Source organism: Streptomyces sp. NPDC052107, assembly GCF_040680215.1.
Taxonomy (GTDB): Bacteria; Actinomycetota; Actinomycetes; order Streptomycetales; family Streptomycetaceae; genus Streptomyces.
In genome coordinates, this window is record NZ_JBFAWG010000004.1 from 164,691 (window position 1) to 181,737 (window position 17,047).

The 17,047-nt window shown below is 71.8% G+C and carries 14 protein-coding genes; 10 read left to right on the plus strand and 4 right to left on the minus strand.

The features are described from left to right. Window positions 1-110 precede the first annotated feature (110 nt). Window positions 111-296, minus strand: a complete 186-nt coding sequence (gene rpmB, locus AB0M27_RS06250; RefSeq protein WP_003993230.1) for a 50S ribosomal protein L28 — start codon at window positions 294-296, stop codon at window positions 111-113. Window positions 297-554: 258 nt separating this feature from the next. Here rpmB and AB0M27_RS06255 point away from each other — a divergent pair, with 258 nt between their 5' ends. After that, a complete protein-coding gene (locus tag AB0M27_RS06255) occupies window positions 555-2,270 on the plus strand; it encodes a DAK2 domain-containing protein (protein WP_365718474.1) in 1,716 nt (571 codons plus the stop codon). 13 nt (window positions 2,271-2,283) lie between these two features. Here the strand turns inward: AB0M27_RS06255 and AB0M27_RS06260 are convergent, their stop codons facing one another. Both AB0M27_RS06260 and AB0M27_RS06265 read right to left on the minus strand, forming a co-directional pair. Further along, window positions 2,284-5,481, minus strand: coding sequence for a tetratricopeptide repeat protein (locus AB0M27_RS06260; protein ID WP_365718476.1), 3,198 nt, complete (start codon window positions 5,479-5,481; stop codon window positions 2,284-2,286). Next, a complete protein-coding gene (locus AB0M27_RS06265; RefSeq protein WP_365718477.1) occupies window positions 5,478-7,307 on the minus strand; it encodes an HSP90 family protein in 1,830 nt (609 codons plus the stop codon). Before AB0M27_RS06265 ends, AB0M27_RS06260 begins: the two co-directional genes overlap by 4 nt. Window positions 7,308-7,471: 164 nt before the next feature. Between AB0M27_RS06265 and AB0M27_RS06270 the strand changes: the two genes are divergently transcribed. From AB0M27_RS06270 to mutM, 8 genes are all read left to right on the plus strand, one after another. Continuing rightward, window positions 7,472-10,711 (plus strand): helicase-related protein, encoded by a 3,240-nt coding sequence (locus tag AB0M27_RS06270; RefSeq protein ID WP_365718478.1) that lies wholly within the window; start codon window positions 7,472-7,474, stop codon window positions 10,709-10,711. A gap of 124 nt (window positions 10,712-10,835) precedes the next feature. Continuing rightward, a complete protein-coding gene (rsmD, locus tag AB0M27_RS06275) occupies window positions 10,836-11,423 on the plus strand; it encodes a 16S rRNA (guanine(966)-N(2))-methyltransferase RsmD (protein ID WP_365718479.1) in 588 nt (195 codons plus the stop codon). A gap of 26 nt (window positions 11,424-11,449) precedes the next feature. Further along, a complete protein-coding gene (coaD, locus tag AB0M27_RS06280; RefSeq protein WP_365718732.1) occupies window positions 11,450-11,929 on the plus strand; it encodes a pantetheine-phosphate adenylyltransferase in 480 nt (159 codons plus the stop codon). A gap of 57 nt (window positions 11,930-11,986) precedes the next feature. After that, on the plus strand, window positions 11,987-13,096 hold the full coding sequence (locus AB0M27_RS06285) for a cell division initiation protein (protein WP_365718480.1): 1,110 nt from the start codon (window positions 11,987-11,989) through the stop codon (window positions 13,094-13,096). A gap of 158 nt (window positions 13,097-13,254) precedes the next feature. Continuing rightward, on the plus strand, window positions 13,255-13,908 hold the full coding sequence (locus tag AB0M27_RS06290) for a YceD family protein (RefSeq protein WP_365718482.1): 654 nt from the start codon (window positions 13,255-13,257) through the stop codon (window positions 13,906-13,908). Window positions 13,909-13,910: 2 nt separating this feature from the next. Continuing rightward, the gene (gene rpmF, locus AB0M27_RS06295) at window positions 13,911-14,084 is read left to right on the plus strand and encodes a 50S ribosomal protein L32 (protein ID WP_003951102.1); all 174 of its coding nucleotides are present in this window, start codon (window positions 13,911-13,913) and stop codon (window positions 14,082-14,084) included. An 8-nt stretch (window positions 14,085-14,092) separates the two neighbouring features. Next, window positions 14,093-15,001, plus strand: coding sequence for a ribonuclease III (rnc, locus tag AB0M27_RS06300; protein ID WP_365718483.1), 909 nt, complete (start codon window positions 14,093-14,095; stop codon window positions 14,999-15,001). A gap of 83 nt (window positions 15,002-15,084) precedes the next feature. Further along, window positions 15,085-15,945 (plus strand): bifunctional DNA-formamidopyrimidine glycosylase/DNA-(apurinic or apyrimidinic site) lyase, encoded by an 861-nt coding sequence (mutM, locus tag AB0M27_RS06305; RefSeq protein WP_365718484.1) that lies wholly within the window; start codon window positions 15,085-15,087, stop codon window positions 15,943-15,945. Here the strand turns inward: mutM and AB0M27_RS06310 are convergent. Then, window positions 15,918-16,313 (minus strand): helix-turn-helix domain-containing protein, encoded by a 396-nt coding sequence (locus AB0M27_RS06310; RefSeq protein ID WP_365718735.1) that lies wholly within the window; start codon window positions 16,311-16,313, stop codon window positions 15,918-15,920. The two genes, mutM and AB0M27_RS06310, sit on opposite strands and share 28 nt — an antisense overlap. Before the next feature lie 152 nt (window positions 16,314-16,465). On the opposite strand from AB0M27_RS06310, the gene AB0M27_RS06315 reads away from it, so the two are divergent. Continuing rightward, window positions 16,466-17,047: a flavodoxin family protein gene (locus AB0M27_RS06315; RefSeq protein ID WP_365718486.1), complete on the plus strand. Its 582-nt coding sequence runs from the start codon at window positions 16,466-16,468 to the stop codon at window positions 17,045-17,047.

Here is a 17,047-nt window from a genome sequence, read left to right on the forward strand (position 1 = left end):
GCAGCCGTCCGGGTACGGCCGCCCTGGGGTACGGCAAAAAGCCGGCCCACCCTCAGGTGGACCGGCTCAGTGCAGCGAACCAGGCAGTGGCCGCGCGCTCAGCTGTAGCGTCAGCGCGAGACCTTGCCGGCCTTGATGCACGAGGTGCAAGCGTTCACGCGCTTCGGCGTCCCGCCGACCACGGTACGCACACGCTGGATGTTCGGGTTCCAGCGGCGGGACGTACGGCGGTGCGAGTGCGAGATGTTGTTGCCGAAGCCCGGCCCCTTGCCGCAGACGTCGCAGTTGGCAGCCACGGGTCACTCCAAAGACTTCAGATGCACTTACGGTTAATCCCGGCAGGCCGGGATCGAGATCCTAAAACCTGAGATCTTGAGTGGCGTTGCCAGGGGAACGGCCCGATCAGATCGGGCAACCGGAGCAGCATACAACGGCTGCGCCCGTAGAACGAAACTACCATGGCAGCTCAGGGCCCGGCTCGCGGCCCTCTTCCGGTGGACACCGCTTCGGGGTCTACGCTGCGTCCCACGTCCAGCCAGCTCAGGGAGGCGCAGGTGGCGCAGGTGCCGCAGACATTCCTCGATGCTCTCGCGGTGCGCACCTGGTGCGGTCTGGCGCTCGGAGCGCTCGGCCGCGCGCGTGAGGAGATCGACGCGATCAACGTCTATCCGGTGGCCGACGGTGACACCGGGACGAATCTCTACCTCACCCTGGAATCGGCCTCCACGGCCGTGGAGGCGGTGTTCGCCGGGTACGAGACGGGCGCCGGGGAGCCCTCGCTGGCGGACGCCGTGCACGCGATGGCCCACGGGGCGCTCATCGGGGCCCGCGGCAACTCCGGGACGATCCTGGCGCAGCTGCTGCGGGGCATGGCGCAGGTACTGGCGGAGGGCGGCGAGGCGGCACACATCGACGGCGCCGGGCTGCGTCTGGCGCTGCGGCGGGCCGCCGACTCCGCGCGGCAGGCCGTGGCCCACCCCGTCGAGGGCACGGTCCTGACCGTCGCCTCGGCCGCCGCCGAGGCCGCCGAGGAGGCCGACGGCGACTGCGGCACGGTCGCGCGGGCGGCCTACGAGGGCGCGCGGACGGCCTTGGCGGCCACTCCGGGCCAGCTGTCCGTGCTCCGCCGGGCCGGGGTCGTCGACGCGGGCGGACGCGGGCTCGTGGCGGTGCTGGGGGCGCTGGTGGAGGCGTTCACGGGAGAGGCGGTACGGGAGGCTCCGGCGGCACGGGAGAGCCTGGCGGCAGTGGGGGAGAGCGCGCAGGCGCCGGACGCGGCTTCCGGCGGGCACGTGCGCGTGGAGAGCATGCGCGCCGCGGACCTCTGCGCCGAGGGATCCGACAGCGGTGGGCCCGCCTACGAGGTGATCTATCTCCTGGAGGCCGGCGACACGGCCGTGGCCCGGCTGAGGGAACGCCTCGACGCGCTCGGCGACTCCCTGGTCGTGGTCGGCGGCGACGGGCTGTGGAACGTCCATGTGCACGTCGACGACGCCGGCGCCGCCGTGGAGGCGGGCGTGGAGGCCGGGCGGCCGTACCGGATCCGGATCACCCACTTCGGGCTCGGGGACGTCCACACCGGCGGCGAGCGGCCCCCACGCGAGCGTGCCCAGCGGGCCGTCGTCGCCGTCGTACCGGGCGAGGGACTGGCCGCGCTGTACACCGAGGCGGGCGCCACGACCGTCCTCGCGCGCCCCGGGGAGCCGCCCGCCAGCGGGGAGCTGGTGCAGGCCGTACGGCGGGCCCACGCGCGCGAGGTCGTGCTGCTGCCCAACGACGCCGAGCTGCGCCACACGGCCGCGGCGGCCGCCGAGCAGGCCCGCGCCGAGGGCATCCGGGTGGCCCTGATCCCGACCCGCTCGGCGGTCCAGGGCATCGCCGCGCTCGCCGTGCACGCGCCGGAACGCCGGTTCGACGAGGACGTGGTCCAGATGACCGCGGCGGCGGGCGCCACCCGGTACGCCGAGGTCGTCGTCGCCGAGCGCCAGTCCTGGACGACGGCCGGCATCTGCCAGGCCGGGGACGTGCTCGGGCTGATCGACGGCGACGTGGCGGTGATCGGCCCCGACGTCACCGCCACCGCCCGGACCCTCCTGGACCGCATGCTCCAGGCGGGCGGCGAGCTGGTCACCCTCGTCGTCGGCGACGGGGCCCCCGAGACCGTGGCCGAGCAGCTGGAGGCCCGCGTACGGGAGTCCTACCTCGCCGTGGACACGGTCGTGTACCGGGGTGGCCGGCAGGGGACCCTGCTGCTCATCGGCGTGGAGTGAGCACGCGCGGGACTCACTGGTCCGGTTCGAGCAGCCGGCCGGCCTCCACCCGCCGCGCCCGGGCACTCTCGTCCCCGTCGTCGGCACCCTCGTAGGCCGCGAGTACGGCACGCGCGCGTGCCGCCGCCCGAGCGGGCCGGCCGAGGTCTGCCTCCAGCCATCCGGCGGCGAGTTCGGCACCGGTACGGTCGTGCAGCCCGTCCGCACCCAGCGTGCCGAACAGCGCGGCCGCCCGGTCCATCTGGACCAGCGCCGCCTCGAACACGGCCTGGATCGCGCTGTCTTCGGCCTCTTCGGCGACCTCGGCCCCCTCGGTCGCCGTGCGGGCCAGCAGGTCGCCGAACTGCCGGTGCGTCTGGGCGAGTTCTACCGTGAGCTGTTCGCGGGACACCGGATCGGCCGCGGCCTCCCGTGCCCGTTCGCACGCGCGTACCGCCTCCGTCATCAGCTCCTGGGCGCCCTCGGCTCCGCCGTCCACGCCCAGCGCCAGCCAGCCGCGGGCGCGCAGCGAGCGGACGAGGAAGGCCGGGTTGCCCAGCGCCCGCCACAGTTCACCCGCACGCGCGTAGGCCTGATCGGCCTCCTCCAGCAGACCGGCCTTGCTCAGGGACTCGGCGGCGAGGTGGGCGAGCGTGGCGTGGTCCTGCTGCTCGGGCCAGCGCCGGGCGATCTCGGCCGCCCGCAGCCGGTGTTCGGCCGCCGCGCGGTGGTCGTCCAGCTCGCTCAGGCAGTCACCGAGCCACCACTGCGCCTGCACGACGGCCCCGTCCCCGTGCGTCCCGGCGGACAGGTCGGTCAGCGCCGACTCCAGCACCTCGGCGGCCTCCGCCCAGCGGCCCTGGCGCAGCAGAAGCCCACCCAGCGCCTGTCGCGCCCAGGCGCCCAGCGTGCCGCTCTCGCCCGCCTCGTCGGCCCAGTGCGCGGCCTGAAGCGCGTGCTCGGCGGCCTCGACGACCTCGCCCCGGGCGCCGACGGCCTCGGCGAGCTGCAGATGCAGCTGGGCCCGTCCGACCGGCTCCACGTACGGCCCGCCGTGCTCCAGCGCGGCCCGCAGCGCCTGCTCGGCCCCGGCCTGGTCACCGGCCTGATGGGCCAGTGCGGCGACCTGCACCTCGTACTCCACGGCGAACCACGGCAGCCCGGCGCTCACGTACGCGTCGGCCGCCCGCCGGAACAGCTCCGCGGCCCTCCCGGCGTCCCCGCGCAGCCCGGCCAGTTCGGCGAGCATGGCCCGCGCCTCCGCGGCCCGCGCGGCCAGCCGCACATCATCGCCGGTCCGCCCGCCCACGAGCGCCAGCACCTCACGTACGGCCTGCTCGGCCTGGGCGGACGCATCCCGCGCCCGCCCAGACACCGACCCACCGCGGGCCGCCCCGCCCGGCACCAGCCCCTCGCTCTTCGGCTGGTCCGCGCCCGGTGCGTCGGGGGCCGGTCCGTCCGGCAGCGCGTCCTGGGGCGCGAGACTGCCCGCGTCCGGCCCGTCCGGCTGGTCCGGTTCCGGGAGTTCGGGCCCCGGCTGGTTCGTGGCGGGCGATTTGGGGGCTGGTCCGTCGGCCAACGCGCCCTCGGGCACGGGACCGTCCGGCGCTGGTGTGCCCGGCACCGGGTCCTCCAGCACCGGTGCCCCTTCGTGTACCCGCCGCATCAGAATGCGCGCACGGCTCATCACCACCGACGCCGTCTGCCGTACTCCGGTGGCCTCCTCGGCGTACAACGCCAAGGCCTCGTCGTAGAGGGCGGTGACCGTCTCCAGGGCCGCGTCCACCTCGCCCGTCAGAGCGCGGACGTACGCTCCACGCGCGCGTGCCGCCAGGGCCTCGCCGGGGTCGCCCGCCTCCGCGTAGCCGGCCGCCGCCTGCTCGAACAGCTCGATGCCCTCGGGGCCGCGGGCCATCGCCTCGTGGTCGACGAGCTCCGCGTGGTCGCGCGGCTCCAGCTCCGTACCGCGCGCGGCCCGCCGGACCGCCGCCCAGGCCTCCAGGGCATGCGGCTGCAGGGTGTCCGACAGCCGCCGTGCCTCGGCGAGCAGGGCCGGCAGGTCGGGTCCGTCGTCCGTCTCCAGCGGCGGGAGCGCGGCCGCCGGGCCCGGCGCGGGGCGCACCGTGCGCACGCCCAGCGGCAGGCGGTCCACCAGTGGCCGCTGGGCCATACGCGCGCGTGCCCGGTCGCCGACGCGCGAGGTGCCATTGCGCCGGTCGAACCGCTCGGCCAGCTCCAGTGTCTCCACGCGCGCGTGGGCGGCGAGTTCCTGCGCCGTCCAGGCCCGCCCGGCCGGCCCGGGCACCCGCTGTCCGGCGAGCCCCAGCTCGGTCAGCCGGTCCATCAGCAGCGTCACCACGGCCATGAAGTCCAGCCGGCTGCGCGGATGCCCGGCGTCCGTGAAGTAGGCGGGCCGCTCGGCGAGCAGCTCCAGCGCGCGTGCCTCGTTCCCGGTCAGCGCGCAGAACTCCACATGGTCGGCGTACGCGCCGCGCATCGACTCCATCGGCCGTACGAGCCGGAAACCGCGCAGATGGTTCGCGCGGGCCTCGTCGAGCCGGCCCAGGCGCAGCAGCGGGGCCAGCGAGGAGGCCAGCACGGTGTGCGGTTCGTGCGCGCAGGCGAACTCGCCGTCCAGCACCGGCCGCCACAGCTCCAGTGCCTCCGCGTCCCGCCCGCGCTCGGCCTGCCAGACGCCCTGCCCGTGCAGCTCGCAGGCGTGACAGTCGGCCATCCGGTCGCGGTCCGCGGCGAGCCACGCGGCGTACGCCCGCTCCGCGCGTACCAGATCACCGATGTGCGCCGCCACGCTGAACTCGGCGCTGCGCACCGCCCGTTCGGAGTGCCCGGCGAGCCGGTAGCGGTGCTCCATCTCGCCGAGCCACTTCTCGATCGAGGCGAGCGGGATGTGCGGCTGGTCCAGCATGCCCGCCGACATCCACTTGAAGACCCAGTGCAGCGAGTGCGCCTCGTACTCGTCGAAGTCCCCGGGCCGTTCGTCCCACATCCGCAGCAGCCGCGCGAACGGGACGAACATCTTGTCCTTCTCGGAGCTGTAGTTGTAGACCTTCAGCTGGTGCCCGAGCGCCTCGATGACGCCGAGCGGGATGCCGAGGCCCTCCGCCGCGGCCAGCAGCTGCTCCGCGCGCGCGTTGCGGGCCGGGCCCTCCGGCTGCTCGGAGTTGTCCGCCATCGCCCGGCGCAGCGCGTCGAAGTCCGCGATCTCACTCATCTCCCGTCACCCTCCCCATGGGTCGCCCACTCCAGCAGGCCGATGAACGCCCGGTTGAGCAGCGCCGAGTCGGCCGGCCTGAGCGGGCGCTGCGCCATCAGCAGGGCCTGCCCGTACAGCGACTCGGTGGTGGTGCCGATCAGTTCCGGGTCCTTCAGTGAACCGATGCGCCGCACCAGCGGGTTGAGATGGTTGAGCACCAGACGCGCGCGTGGTGCGCTGCCGCGCAGCGAGCCGAGGATGCCCGCCCACAGGTCGTCGGCCTGCTCCTCGGCCGCCGCGCGGGCCTGCTCGTGCCGGGCGGCCCGGTCGTCCAGGTGCAGCGCGGGCACGGACAGGGGGTGGAAGGCCCGCAGGACGACGTCACAGCCCAGGGGGTCCAGTTTCGCCCGCGCCGCCGCCAGGAAGCCGGACAGGGCCAGCTCCTCGCCCGGGTCGACCGCGTCCAGGTGCGCGGTCACCGTGTCCGCGTCCAGCTCGGCGACCACCGTCCCCGGCCGCACCGACGGCAGCGCCTCGACCAGGTCGCCGTCGTACGTGTAGCCGCCGTTGACCACCCCGACGCCCTGCGCGGAGGCGATCGGCGCGACCTGCCGGTACTCCTCGACGGTCCGGGTGAAGTGCACCACCGGGTGCCGCTGCGCGAACTCCTCCAGGGACAGCTGCCCGTCGGTCGTCTCGAACGGCAGCCACGGCAGCATCGTGCGCAGCATGTCGCGGTCGTGCCGGGCGAGGGACTTCACCCCCAGGTGGTGTACGGCGAGAAACGCCGTCAGCCGTTCGGGATCACCGGCGGCGAGGCCCGTGAGCCACGAGCGGATCCTTTCCCCGAGCGCCTCCCGCACCGCGGCGAGCGTCTCGTCCTCGTACAGCGACTCGCGCGAGGCCGTCGGCCGCAGACTGTCGGTGTCCAGCACACAGCGCACGAAGAACGCCCAGTCGGGCAGCAGCTGTTCGGCCCGCTCGGTCAGCAGCATGCCCTTCAGATGCACCCGGTGGGTCGCCCGCTGGGCGGGACTCACGGCCGCCGGCAGCACGTACGCCACCCCGCGGATCCCGGCCAGCGGCACCGCCAGGTCGATCGAGTCCAGCGGTGTGAACCCGAACAACTCGTGACAGTGCCGGGCCAGCGCCACCCTTCTGCTCGAAGGGCTCGGAAACGGCCGGTCCCAGGGCGCGGGCAGATCGGTGACCGGCTCCTCTCCCACCCGGATGTCGTACGGCAGCAGCGCGCCGAAGTCCCGGGCCAGGGTCAGGACCCGCTCCGGCGCCAGCCACTCGGCCGCCCCGGGGCGCGCGGTCAGGTGGACGGTCGTACCTGGCTCCGGCCGCGCGGAGCCGGGCAGGGCCCGCACGGTGTACGAGCCGTCGTCGCGCGCCGTCCACTCCACCGGCGGCGCGCCGGGCGTACGGGCGCTGCGGCTGACCACCCGGATCCGCTCGGCGACCACGAAGCAGGCGAGCAGACCGATGCCGAACTGGCCGAGGAAGTCCGAGCGGGCCTCCTGCAGGCCCTCGGCCCGCTTGGAGCTGCGCCCGATGGTGGCGAGCAGGCTGTGCACGTCCGACTCGGTGAGCCCGACACCGGTGTCCTCCACCCGCAGGCCCCCGCCATCGGCGTAGAGCCGCACCCGGGCCGGGGCGCCGGGCTCCTCGTCCCGCCGTGCCGTGATGGCGTCGACGGCGTTCTGCAGCAGCTCGCGCAGATAGACCTTGGGGCTGGAATAGAGGTGATGGGAGAGCAGGTCAACCAGACCGCGCAGGTCGACCTGGAACGTATGAGGTGAGAGGGAACCCTGGGATGACTGTGAGCTCTGGTAGTCCATCGTCGCAGCGCCGGAGGGGGGAGGAGCATCGGCGCGGGGTCGGGCGGTCCCGGGGGGCGGTGACCGCGAAGGATGGCCGGAGCGCGCCATCCTAGAGCCCGAACAGCCCGTCCGACCAGGACTTTCCCAGGACGTATACGGCATTGTCAGTGCCGTGGTGTGCAATGGATCTCGTGCACGGACTGGAAGAACCACTGAAACAGCCACTGAAGTCGGTGCTCGGCCCCGCCACCGCGAAGGTGATGGCCGAGCACCTCGGCCTGCACACCGTCGGCGACCTCCTCCACCACTACCCGCGCAGATACGAGGAGCGCGGCCAGCTCACCCAACTCGCCGACCTGCCCATGGACGAGCACGTCACGGTGGTCGCCCAGGTCGCCGACGCCCGCCTGCACACCTTCGCCTCCGCCAAGGCCCCCCGCGGCAAGGGCCAGCGCCTGGAGGTCACGATCACCGACGGCAGTGGCCGTCTCCAGCTGGTCTTCTTCGGCAACGGCGTCCACAAGCCGCACAAGGAGCTGCTGCCCGGCACCCACGCGATGTTCGCCGGCAAGGTCTCGGTCTTCAACCGCCGCCTCCAACTCGCCCACCCGGCCTACGAGTTGCTGCGCGGCGACAGCGGGGAGACGGTGGAGAGCTGGGCCGGCGCCCTGATCCCCATCTACCCGGCCACGGCCAAACTGGAGTCCTGGAAGATCGGCAAGGCGGTCCAGACGGTGCTGCCCACCGCCCAGGAAGCCCTGGACCCCCTCCCGCCGTCCCTGCGCGAAGGGCGTGGCCTGCTCCCGCTCCCCGAAGCCCTCCTCAAGATCCACCGCCCGCACACCAAGGCGGACATCGCCGACGCCCGCGCCCGCCTGAAGTGGGACGAGGCCTTCGTCCTCCAGGTCGCCCTGGCCCGCCGCCGCCACGCGGACACCCAGCTCCCGGCCGTCCCCCGCCGGCCGGAGTCCGACGGCCTCCTCGCGGCCTTCGACGACCGCCTGCCCTTCACCCTCACCGAAGGCCAGCAGAAGGTCTCCAAGGAGATCTTCGACGACCTCGGCACGGAACACCCGATGCACCGTCTGCTGCAAGGTGAGGTCGGTTCGGGGAAGGCCCAGCCGCTCGACTCGCTCGTGCTCACACCATCCGGATTCCGTCGTATGGGGGACCTGGCGGTCGGAGACGAAGTTGTCGTTCCGGACGGGGAGATCGCGCTGGTCGACGGTGTTTTCCCGCAGGGAGCGCGCGATGTCTGGCGGCTGGTCCTCTCTGATGGAAGTTCTGTGGAGTGCGACGACGAGCATCTCTGGATCGTCGGCACGAGCTGTGCATGGCACCGTGGACAGGCCCCCGAGGTCATGACGACTCGGGAGATCCGTCTCGACACGTTCAAGGCCAACGGATCTTCGAAGTGGTACCTCCCAGCGGTGACCCCGGTCGACCTGGGGGGCGATTCGCAGCTTCCGCTCGACCCCTACCTCTTCGGTCTGCTGCTGGGCGACGGCTCGTTCCGAGACAACTTGAGGCTGTCCACCGTCGACGCCGAGATCCGCGATGCCGTGGCGTCGGCTGTCGCTCCCGACTGCCGTCTCGTTCCGGTCACGGGCTCTCGATGCAACTACACGCTTGAGCTCGCCCGTCGCACGGGCGGCGTGCGTAACCCCATCATCCAGACCCTCCGTGATCTGGGATTGTGGGAGCTGAGCTCGCACGGCAAGTTCATCCCCACCGAGTTCAAGAACACCTCGATCAAGAACCGTCTCGCTCTGCTGCAAGGGCTCCTGGACACCGACGGCACCGTTCAGGCGAACGGCCTCAGCATCTCGTTCTGTTCGGCCTCACGCCGGCTCGCAGATGATGTCGCCTGGCTCGTGCGTTCGCTGGGAGGCCGAGCACGGGTCCTGCCGAAGCGAGCCGCCTTCGAGGTCTCCGTCGCACTGCCCGACGAATACGCTCCGTTCCGCCTGCACCGCAAAGCCGCCCGGGTCCGGCCCCGGCCGAAATACAACACCTTCCGCCGCGGGATCCGTGCCGTCGAATATGTGGGACGCAAACCGGTCCAGTGCATCAGCGTCGCTCACCCCAGCCATGCCTACGTCACCGACAACTTCACGGTGACCCACAACACCATGGTGGCCCTGCGCGCGATGCTCGCCGTGGTCGACGCGGGCGGCCAGGCGGCCATGCTCGCGCCCACCGAGGTCCTCGCCCAGCAGCACCACCGGTCGATCACCGAGATGATGGGCGAGCTGGCCGAGGGCGGCATGCTGGGCGGCGCCGAGCACGCCACCAAGGTCGTCCTGCTCACCGGCTCCATGGGTGCCGCCGCCCGCCGCCAGGCCCTGCTCGATCTGGTCACCGGCGAGGCCGGCATCGTCATCGGCACGCACGCCCTGATCGAGGACAAGGTCCAGTTCCACGACCTCGGCCTGGTCGTGGTCGACGAGCAGCACCGCTTCGGTGTCGAGCAGCGCGACGCCCTGCGCGGCAAGGGCAAACAGCCCCCGCACCTGCTGGTCATGACGGCCACCCCGATCCCGCGCACCGTCGCCATGACGGTCTTCGGCGACCTGGAGACCTCCGTCCTCGACCAGCTCCCCGCCGGCCGCTCCCCGATCGCCAGCCATGTGGTCCCGGCCGCCGACAAGCCCCACTTCCTCGCCCGCGCCTGGGAGCGGGTCCGCGAGGAGGTGGCGAACGGCCACCAGGCGTACGTCGTCTGCCCCCGCATCGGCGACGACATCGACGAGGCGGCCGACCCGAAGAAGGCCGAGCAGAAGTCCCCCGAGGACGAGGCGGAGAAGCGCCCGCCGCTCGCGGTCCTGGACGTCGCCGACCAGCTGGGCCGCGGCCCCCTCCAGGGCCTGAAGGTGGAGGTCCTCCACGGCCGTATGAACCCGGACGACAAGGACGCGGTGATGCGTCGCTTCGCGGCCGGTGAGACGGACGTCCTGGTCGCCACCACGGTCATCGAGGTCGGCGTGAACGTCCCCAACGCGACGGTGATGGTCATCATGGACGCCGACCGCTTCGGCGTCTCCCAGCTCCACCAGCTCCGCGGCCGCGTCGGCCGGGGCTCGGCCCCCGGCCTGTGTCTCCTGGTCAGCGAGATGCCCGAGGCCAGCGCGGCCCGCCAGCGCCTGAACGCCGTCGCCGCCACCCTCGACGGCTTCGAGCTCTCCCGCATCGACCTCGAACAACGCCGCGAGGGCGACGTCCTCGGCCAGGCCCAGTCCGGCGCCCGCTCCTCCTTGCGCGTCCTCGCGGTCATCGAGGACGAGGAGGTCATCGCGGAGGCGAGGGAGGAGGCGACGGCGGTGGTGGCGGCGGACCCGGAGCTACAGCGGCTTCCGGGGCTCCGTACGGCGTTGGATGCCTTGCTGGACGAGGAAAGGGAGCAGTACCTGGAAAAGGGCTGAGGCGCAGCGTCCCGACAGGGGTGCGGGGCTGTGCCGATATGCGGCTGCGCCGCGCGGGCGCGAGCGACCACGACGGACCGCCTGCCAAACTGAATCCGTAACCACCCCCGAACAAGGACCGAAGATGACCCGCGTGATCGCCGGCAGGGCAGGCGGACGGCGCCTCTCAGTACCGCCCGGCACCGGAACCCGGCCGACATCGGATCGCGCCCGCGAAGGTCTCTTCTCCACCTGGCAGTCCCTCCTGGGCGGCCCCCTGGACGGCGAACGAGTCCTCGACCTCTACGCCGGCTCGGGCGCCGTGGGCCTCGAAGCCCTCTCCCGGGGCGCGAGCCACACGCTCCTCGTCGAAGCCGACGTCCGCGCAGCCAGAGTCGTCCGCGAAAACGTCAGGCGCCTCGGCCTCCCCGGCGCCGAAGTGCGAGCGGGCAAAGCGGAACAAGTAATCAAGACCGCACCCCCCGCCGAGCCGTACGACCTCGTCTTCCTCGACCCCCCGTACGTTGTCACAGATCACGATCTTCGCGAGATTCTCCTCACACTCCGCTCGGGAGGCTGGCTCACGAAGGACGCCCTCGTCACCGTGGAGCGCAGCACCAGAGGCGGCGCGTTCCAGTGGCCGGACGGCTTCGAGGCGATCAGGTCCCGTCGCTACGGCGAGGGAACGTTTTGGTACGGTCGCGCCGCCTCTACGTGCGAAGACGCACGATGACCGGACCGGAGAGCGAGGGATCACAAGTGCGCCGCGCCGTCTGTCCCGGGTCGTTCGACCCGATCACCAACGGACACCTCGACATCATTGCCCGCGCCTCCCGTCTGTACGACGAGGTCTATGTCGCGGTGATGATCAACAAGTCCAAGAAGGGCCTGTTCGAGATCGACGAGCGGATCGAGCTGATCCGCGAGGTCACCGCCGACTACGACAACGTCCGGGTCGAGGCCTTCCACGGCCTCCTCGTCGACTTCTGCAAGCAGCGCGACATCCCCGCCATCGTCAAGGGCCTGCGCGCCGTCAGCGACTTCGACTACGAGCTGCAGATGGCGCAGATGAACATCGGCCTCACCGGCGTCGAAACGCTGTTCGTGCCCACCAACCCCACCTACAGCTTCCTCTCCTCCTCGCTGGTCAAGGAGGTCGCGGCCTGGGGCGGCGACGTCTCCCACCTGGTGCCCGCCCCGGTGCTGGAGGCCCTGAACAAGCGCCTGCGCAAGGACTGATGGGGCTACAGTCGTCCCGTCCGTCTCCAACCCGGCTGTAGAGAGTGGCGAGCACAGGTGGACGTGCAGAAGAAGCTCGACGAGATCGTCTCCACGGTCTCCGGCGCCCGTTCCATGCCCATGTCGGCGTCGTGCGTGGTCAACCGCGCCGAGCTGCTCGCGATGCTCGAAGAGGTGCGCCAGGCGCTGCCCGGCTCCCTCGCGCAGGCGCAGGAGCTGATCGGCGACCGTGAGCAGATGGTCGAGCAGGCCCGCATGGAGGCCGAGCGGATCATCTCGAACGCGCACGCCGAGCGTGGCTCGCTGATCTCCGACACCGAGATCGCCCGCCGCTCCCAGGCCGAGGCCGACCGGATCCTCGCCGAGGCCAGCAAGGAGGCCGAGGAGATCCGCGCCGAGGCCGACGACTACGTCGACTCCAAGCTCGCCAACTTCGAGGTCGTCCTCACCAAGACCCTCGGCTCGGTCGGCCGCGGCCGCGAGAAGCTCCTCGGCACCGGCCCCGGCCTGGACGAGAACGGCTACGAGGACGAGGACGCCCCCGAGCGCAGCCACGACCCGGAGACCCTGCGCCACAACGCCGACCAGTACGTCGACGTCAAGCTGGGCGCCTTCGAGGCGGTGCTCGCCAAGACCCTGGAGGCCGTCGGCCGCGGCCGGCAGAAGCTGCACGGGCGGATCGCCACGGACGACCTCGGCGCCCTCGCCGACGACACCACGACCTTCCAGCACTCCAGCGACGCCGACTACCTCGCCGATCTCGCCGCGCTCGCCGACCAGGACGCCCTGGCCGAGCGCCCGGCCCAGCCCGTGCAGCAGCCGCAGCAGCAGCCGTCGTACGAGCCGCAGCCGGCGTACGCGTACGACCAGCAGCAGCCGGACCCCTACGGCGGCTTCCCGCAGCAGCCCGCCTACGGCCAGCAGGACCCGTACGGCTACCAGCAGGCCGACCCGTACTCCCCCACCTCCGGCTACGCTCCGGCGGGCGGTGCCCCCTTCCAGGGCTATGACCAGCAGCAGGCCGCCTACGACCCCCAGCAGGCGCACCAGCAACAGCAGCCCCAGCATCAGCAGCAGGGCTACGCTCTCGACGAGACCAGCCTCTTCGACACCAGCATGATCAGCGCGGAACAGCTGAGGGCGTACGAGCAGGGCCGGGGCCTGTAGCGGGCGGGAGGCCGCCGCGAGCGCCCGCCGACCTCCGGATTGGGCCCTGAGCGAAAGGTCCAGTATCCTGGCTCTTCGGTCGCGCGTACGTCCGCGATCTCCGCTGCCCGCGACACCGAGGGGCGGCGGCCCTCCGAGCTCGAAGATCGAAAGCAGGAATGGCTTCCAACGCCCGCCTCGACCACCGCAACCCCCTCGTGTTCGACACGCACGAGCTGGGTCGGCGTCCTGGCGCGCTGCAGCGCCTGACCCGCACGATCGACGCTCCCGCCGATCTCGGCATCCAGGGGGTCATCGGAGTGCCGGAAGGCGCCCCGGTGGAGCTCGAACTCCGCCTCGAGTCGGTCATGGAAGGGGTGCTCGTCACAGGCACCGCCCGTGCACAGGCCGAGGGGGAATGCGTAAGGTGTCTGGAGCCGGTCGGGCTGGAGCTCGAAGCGGACTTCCAGGAACTGTTCTCGTACCCTGACGCCGACGACCGGGGCCGCGTGATCGCGGAACCGGGCGACGACGCCGAGGACGACGAGGACAGGTTCTTCCTCGAGGACGGACTGTTCGACCTCGAACCTCTGCTGCGCGATGCGGTGGTGCTCGCACTGCCGATGCAGCCGGTGTGCCGGGAGGACTGCCCCGGTCTGTGCTCCGAGTGCGGAGCGCGGCTCGCGGTCGACCCGGACCACCACCACGACGCCGTCGACATCCGTTGGGCGGCTTTGCAGGGACTCGCCGGTTCACTCGAAGACGGCGAGAAGGACGAGATGAGCGGCGGCGCGCCTCAGTCAGCACGCGCCGACGAGAAGCAGGAGAAGTAGCCGTGGCTGTTCCGAAGCGGAAGATGTCGCGCAGCAACACGCGCCACCGCCGGTCGCAGTGGAAGGCTGCGGTCCCCACCCTGGTTGCGTGCGAGCGCTGCCACGAGCCCAAGCAGCAGCACATCGCGTGCCCGTCTTGCGGCACCTACAACAAGCGCCAGGTCCTCGAAGTCTGAGCGGGCTGGTGAGAGGCACTGTGTCCAGTCCCAAGAAGGCGGAAGACGCCATGGCGGACGCACCCGCCAAGAAGAAGGCGGACAACCAGGCCTCGTCCCACACGCTTCTGGAAGGGCGGCTCGGCTACAAGGTCGAGTCCGCCCTTCTGGTGCGCGCGCTGACCCACCGTTCGTACGCGTACGAGAACGGCGGTCTGCCGACGAACGAGCGGCTGGAGTTCCTCGGTGACTCCGTCCTCGGCCTCGTCGTCACGGACACGCTGTACCGCACCCACCCCGACCTGCCCGAGGGCCAGCTGGCCAAGCTGCGGGCCGCGGTGGTCAACTCGCGTGCGCTGGCGGAGGTCGGGCGCGGCCTCGACCTGGGTTCCTTCATCCGGCTCGGCCGCGGTGAAGAGGGCACGGGCGGCCGGGACAAGGCGTCCATCCTCGCCGACACCCTGGAAGCGGTGATCGGCGCGGTCTATCTCGATCAGGGCCTCGACTCGGCGTCCGAGCTGGTGCACCGGCTCTTCGACCCGCTGATCGAGAAGTCCTCGAACCTCGGTGCCGGCCTGGACTGGAAGACCAGCCTCCAGGAGCTGACCGCGACCGAAGGACTCGGCGTGCCCGAGTACCTGGTCACGGAGACCGGCCCCGACCACGAGAAGACCTTCACTGCTGCCGCCCGCGTCGGAGGCGTCTCGTACGGCACCGGCACCGGCCGCAGCAAGAAGGAGGCGGAGCAGCAGGCCGCCGAGTCCGCCTGGCGGTCCATCCGGGCCGCGGCGGACGAGCGCGCCAAGGCCGCCAAGGAAGCGGCCGCCGCGGACGCCGAGGCGGTCAAGGCGGCCAAGGAGGCCGCCGCCAAGGACGGCGATCCGGCTACCGGGGAAGCCGCCGCCAAGGACGGCGACCCGTCGTCCGCTACCGCCTGACCCACAGCAGTACCGAGCGCCCGCCCCACCGTTCCCGAGGGGGCGGGCGCTCCGCTCGTCCACCGCTTCGTACGGGGGTCCCGATGCCTGAGTTGCCCGAGGTCGAGGTCGTCCGGCGCGGCCTCGCGCGCTGGGTCGCCCACCGCACCGTCGCCGAGACCGAGGTGCTGCACCCGCGCGCCGTACGCCGGCACCTGGCGGGGCCCGACGACTTCACGCACCGGCTCAAGGGCCACCACATCGGCACCCCCAGCCGCCGCGGCAAGTACCTGTGGCTGCCGCTGGAGGAGACCAACCAGTCCGTCCTCGCCCACCTCGGCATGAGCGGTCAGCTGCTGGTGCAGCAGCACGAGGCGCCGGACGAGAAGCACCTGCGCATCCGGATCCGGTTCGCCGACTCCCTCGGCACGGAACTCCGGTTCGTCGACCAACGCACCTTCGGCGGGCTGTCGTTGCACGACAACACCCCCGACGGCCTGCCCGACGTCATCGCGCACATCGGCCGCGACCCCCTCGACGAGCTGTTCGACGACGAGGCCTTCCACCTGGCGCTGCGCCGCAAGCGGACCACCATCAAGCGGGCCCTGCTGGACCAGTCGCTGATCAGCGGTGTGGGCAACATCTACGCGGACGAGGCGCTGTGGCGCGCCCGCATCCACTACGAGCGCCCGACGGCGAACTTCACCCGCCCGGTCACGACCGAACTCCTCGGTCACATCCGGGACGTGATGAACGCCGCCCTCGCCGTGGGCGGCACCAGCTTCGACAGCCTGTACGTCAACGTCAACGGCGAGTCGGGTTACTTCGACCGGTCCCTGGACGCGTACGGCCGCGAGGGCCTGCCCTGCAAGCGGTGCGGCACGCCGATGCGCCGCCGCCCCTGGATGAACCGCTCCAGCTACTTCTGCCCGAAGTGTCAGAGGGTGCCGCGCGTCTCGTCGTAACGCGCGCGTGACGCGAGGACGTCGTCCATGGCGCCCTCCACGCAGTGGATGAGCGCCAGCAGCCGCTCGGCCACCTGACGGCCCAGGGGGGTCAGTTCATAGTCCACGCGCGGAGGGTTGGTCGGCTGCGCGTCGCGGTGCACCAGGCCGTCGCGCTCCAGCGCGTGCAGCGTCTGGGACAGCATCTTCTCGCTCACCCCGTCCACGCGGCGGCGCAGCTCGTTGAAGCGCAGCGAGCCCTCGTACAGCGCGCCGAGCGTGAGACCGCCCCAGCGGCCGGTGACGTGCTCCAGCGTGCCGCGTGACGGGCAGGCCTTGGCGAAGACGTTGTAGGCGAGGTCGTCGTGGTCCTGGGCGGTTGGGCTCATACCGGCGGTCATGGCACGAGGGTACGCGTGCACAGCGCTAACCGCCAGGTTGCACTAACCGCGAGTTAGTGCTTTCCTGAAGTCACTGCTTCTGAGCTGCCGTGCAGTCGATGCAGTCCAAGCTGCCCATGCGGCCCATTCAAGGAGTCTCTGTGACCACCCCTGTCGTTTCCATCGCCTACCACTCCGGCTACGGCCACACCGCCGTCCTCGCCGAGGCCGTCCGTGCCGGCGCCACCGACGCGGGTGCCGAGGTGCACCTGATCAAGGTCGACGAGATCACCGACGAGCAGTGGGAGACGCTGGACCGCTCCGACGCGATCGTCTTCGGCTCGCCCACCTACATGGGTACCGCCTCCGGCGCCTTCCACGTCTTCGCCGAGGCCACCTCCAAGCGCTGGTTCGGCCAGGACTGGAAGGACAAGCTGGCCGCCGGCTTCACCAACTCCGGCTCCAAGAGCGGCGACAAGCTGCACACCCTGCAGTTCTTCCAGATCCTCGCCGCGCAGCACGGGATGAACTGGATCAACCTCGGCCTGCACCCCGGCTGGAACAACAGCGCGGGCTCCGAGAACGACCTCAACCGCCTCGGCGTCTTCGCGGGCGCGGCGGCGCAGACCAACGTGGACGAGGGCCCGGACGCCGTGCACAAGTCCGACCTCGCCACGGCCGAGCACCTGGGGCGCCGCGTCACCGAGACGGCGCGGGTGTTCACGCGGGGGCGCGCGGCCTGA

Bases quoted from the DNA above. Each gene is read 5' to 3' on its own strand.
- AB0M27_RS06260 (WP_365718476.1), bottom strand. From the start codon at position 5,481: ATGAGTGAGATCGCGGACTTCGACGCGCTGCGCCGGGCGATGGCGGAC.
- AB0M27_RS06290 (WP_365718482.1), top strand. From the start codon at position 13,255: ATGGCTTCCAACGCCCGCCTCGACCACCGCAACCCCCTCGTGTTCGAC.
- AB0M27_RS06270 (WP_365718478.1), top strand. From the start codon at position 7,472: ATGGATCTCGTGCACGGACTGGAAGAACCACTGAAACAGCCACTGAAG.
- AB0M27_RS06265 (WP_365718477.1), bottom strand. From the start codon at position 7,307: ATGGACTACCAGAGCTCACAGTCATCCCAGGGTTCCCTCTCACCTCAT.
- AB0M27_RS06310 (WP_365718735.1), bottom strand. From the start codon at position 16,313: ATGAGCCCAACCGCCCAGGACCACGACGACCTCGCCTACAACGTCTTC.
- mutM (WP_365718484.1), top strand. From the start codon at position 15,085: ATGCCTGAGTTGCCCGAGGTCGAGGTCGTCCGGCGCGGCCTCGCGCGC.
- rsmD (WP_365718479.1), top strand. From the start codon at position 10,836: ATGACCCGCGTGATCGCCGGCAGGGCAGGCGGACGGCGCCTCTCAGTA.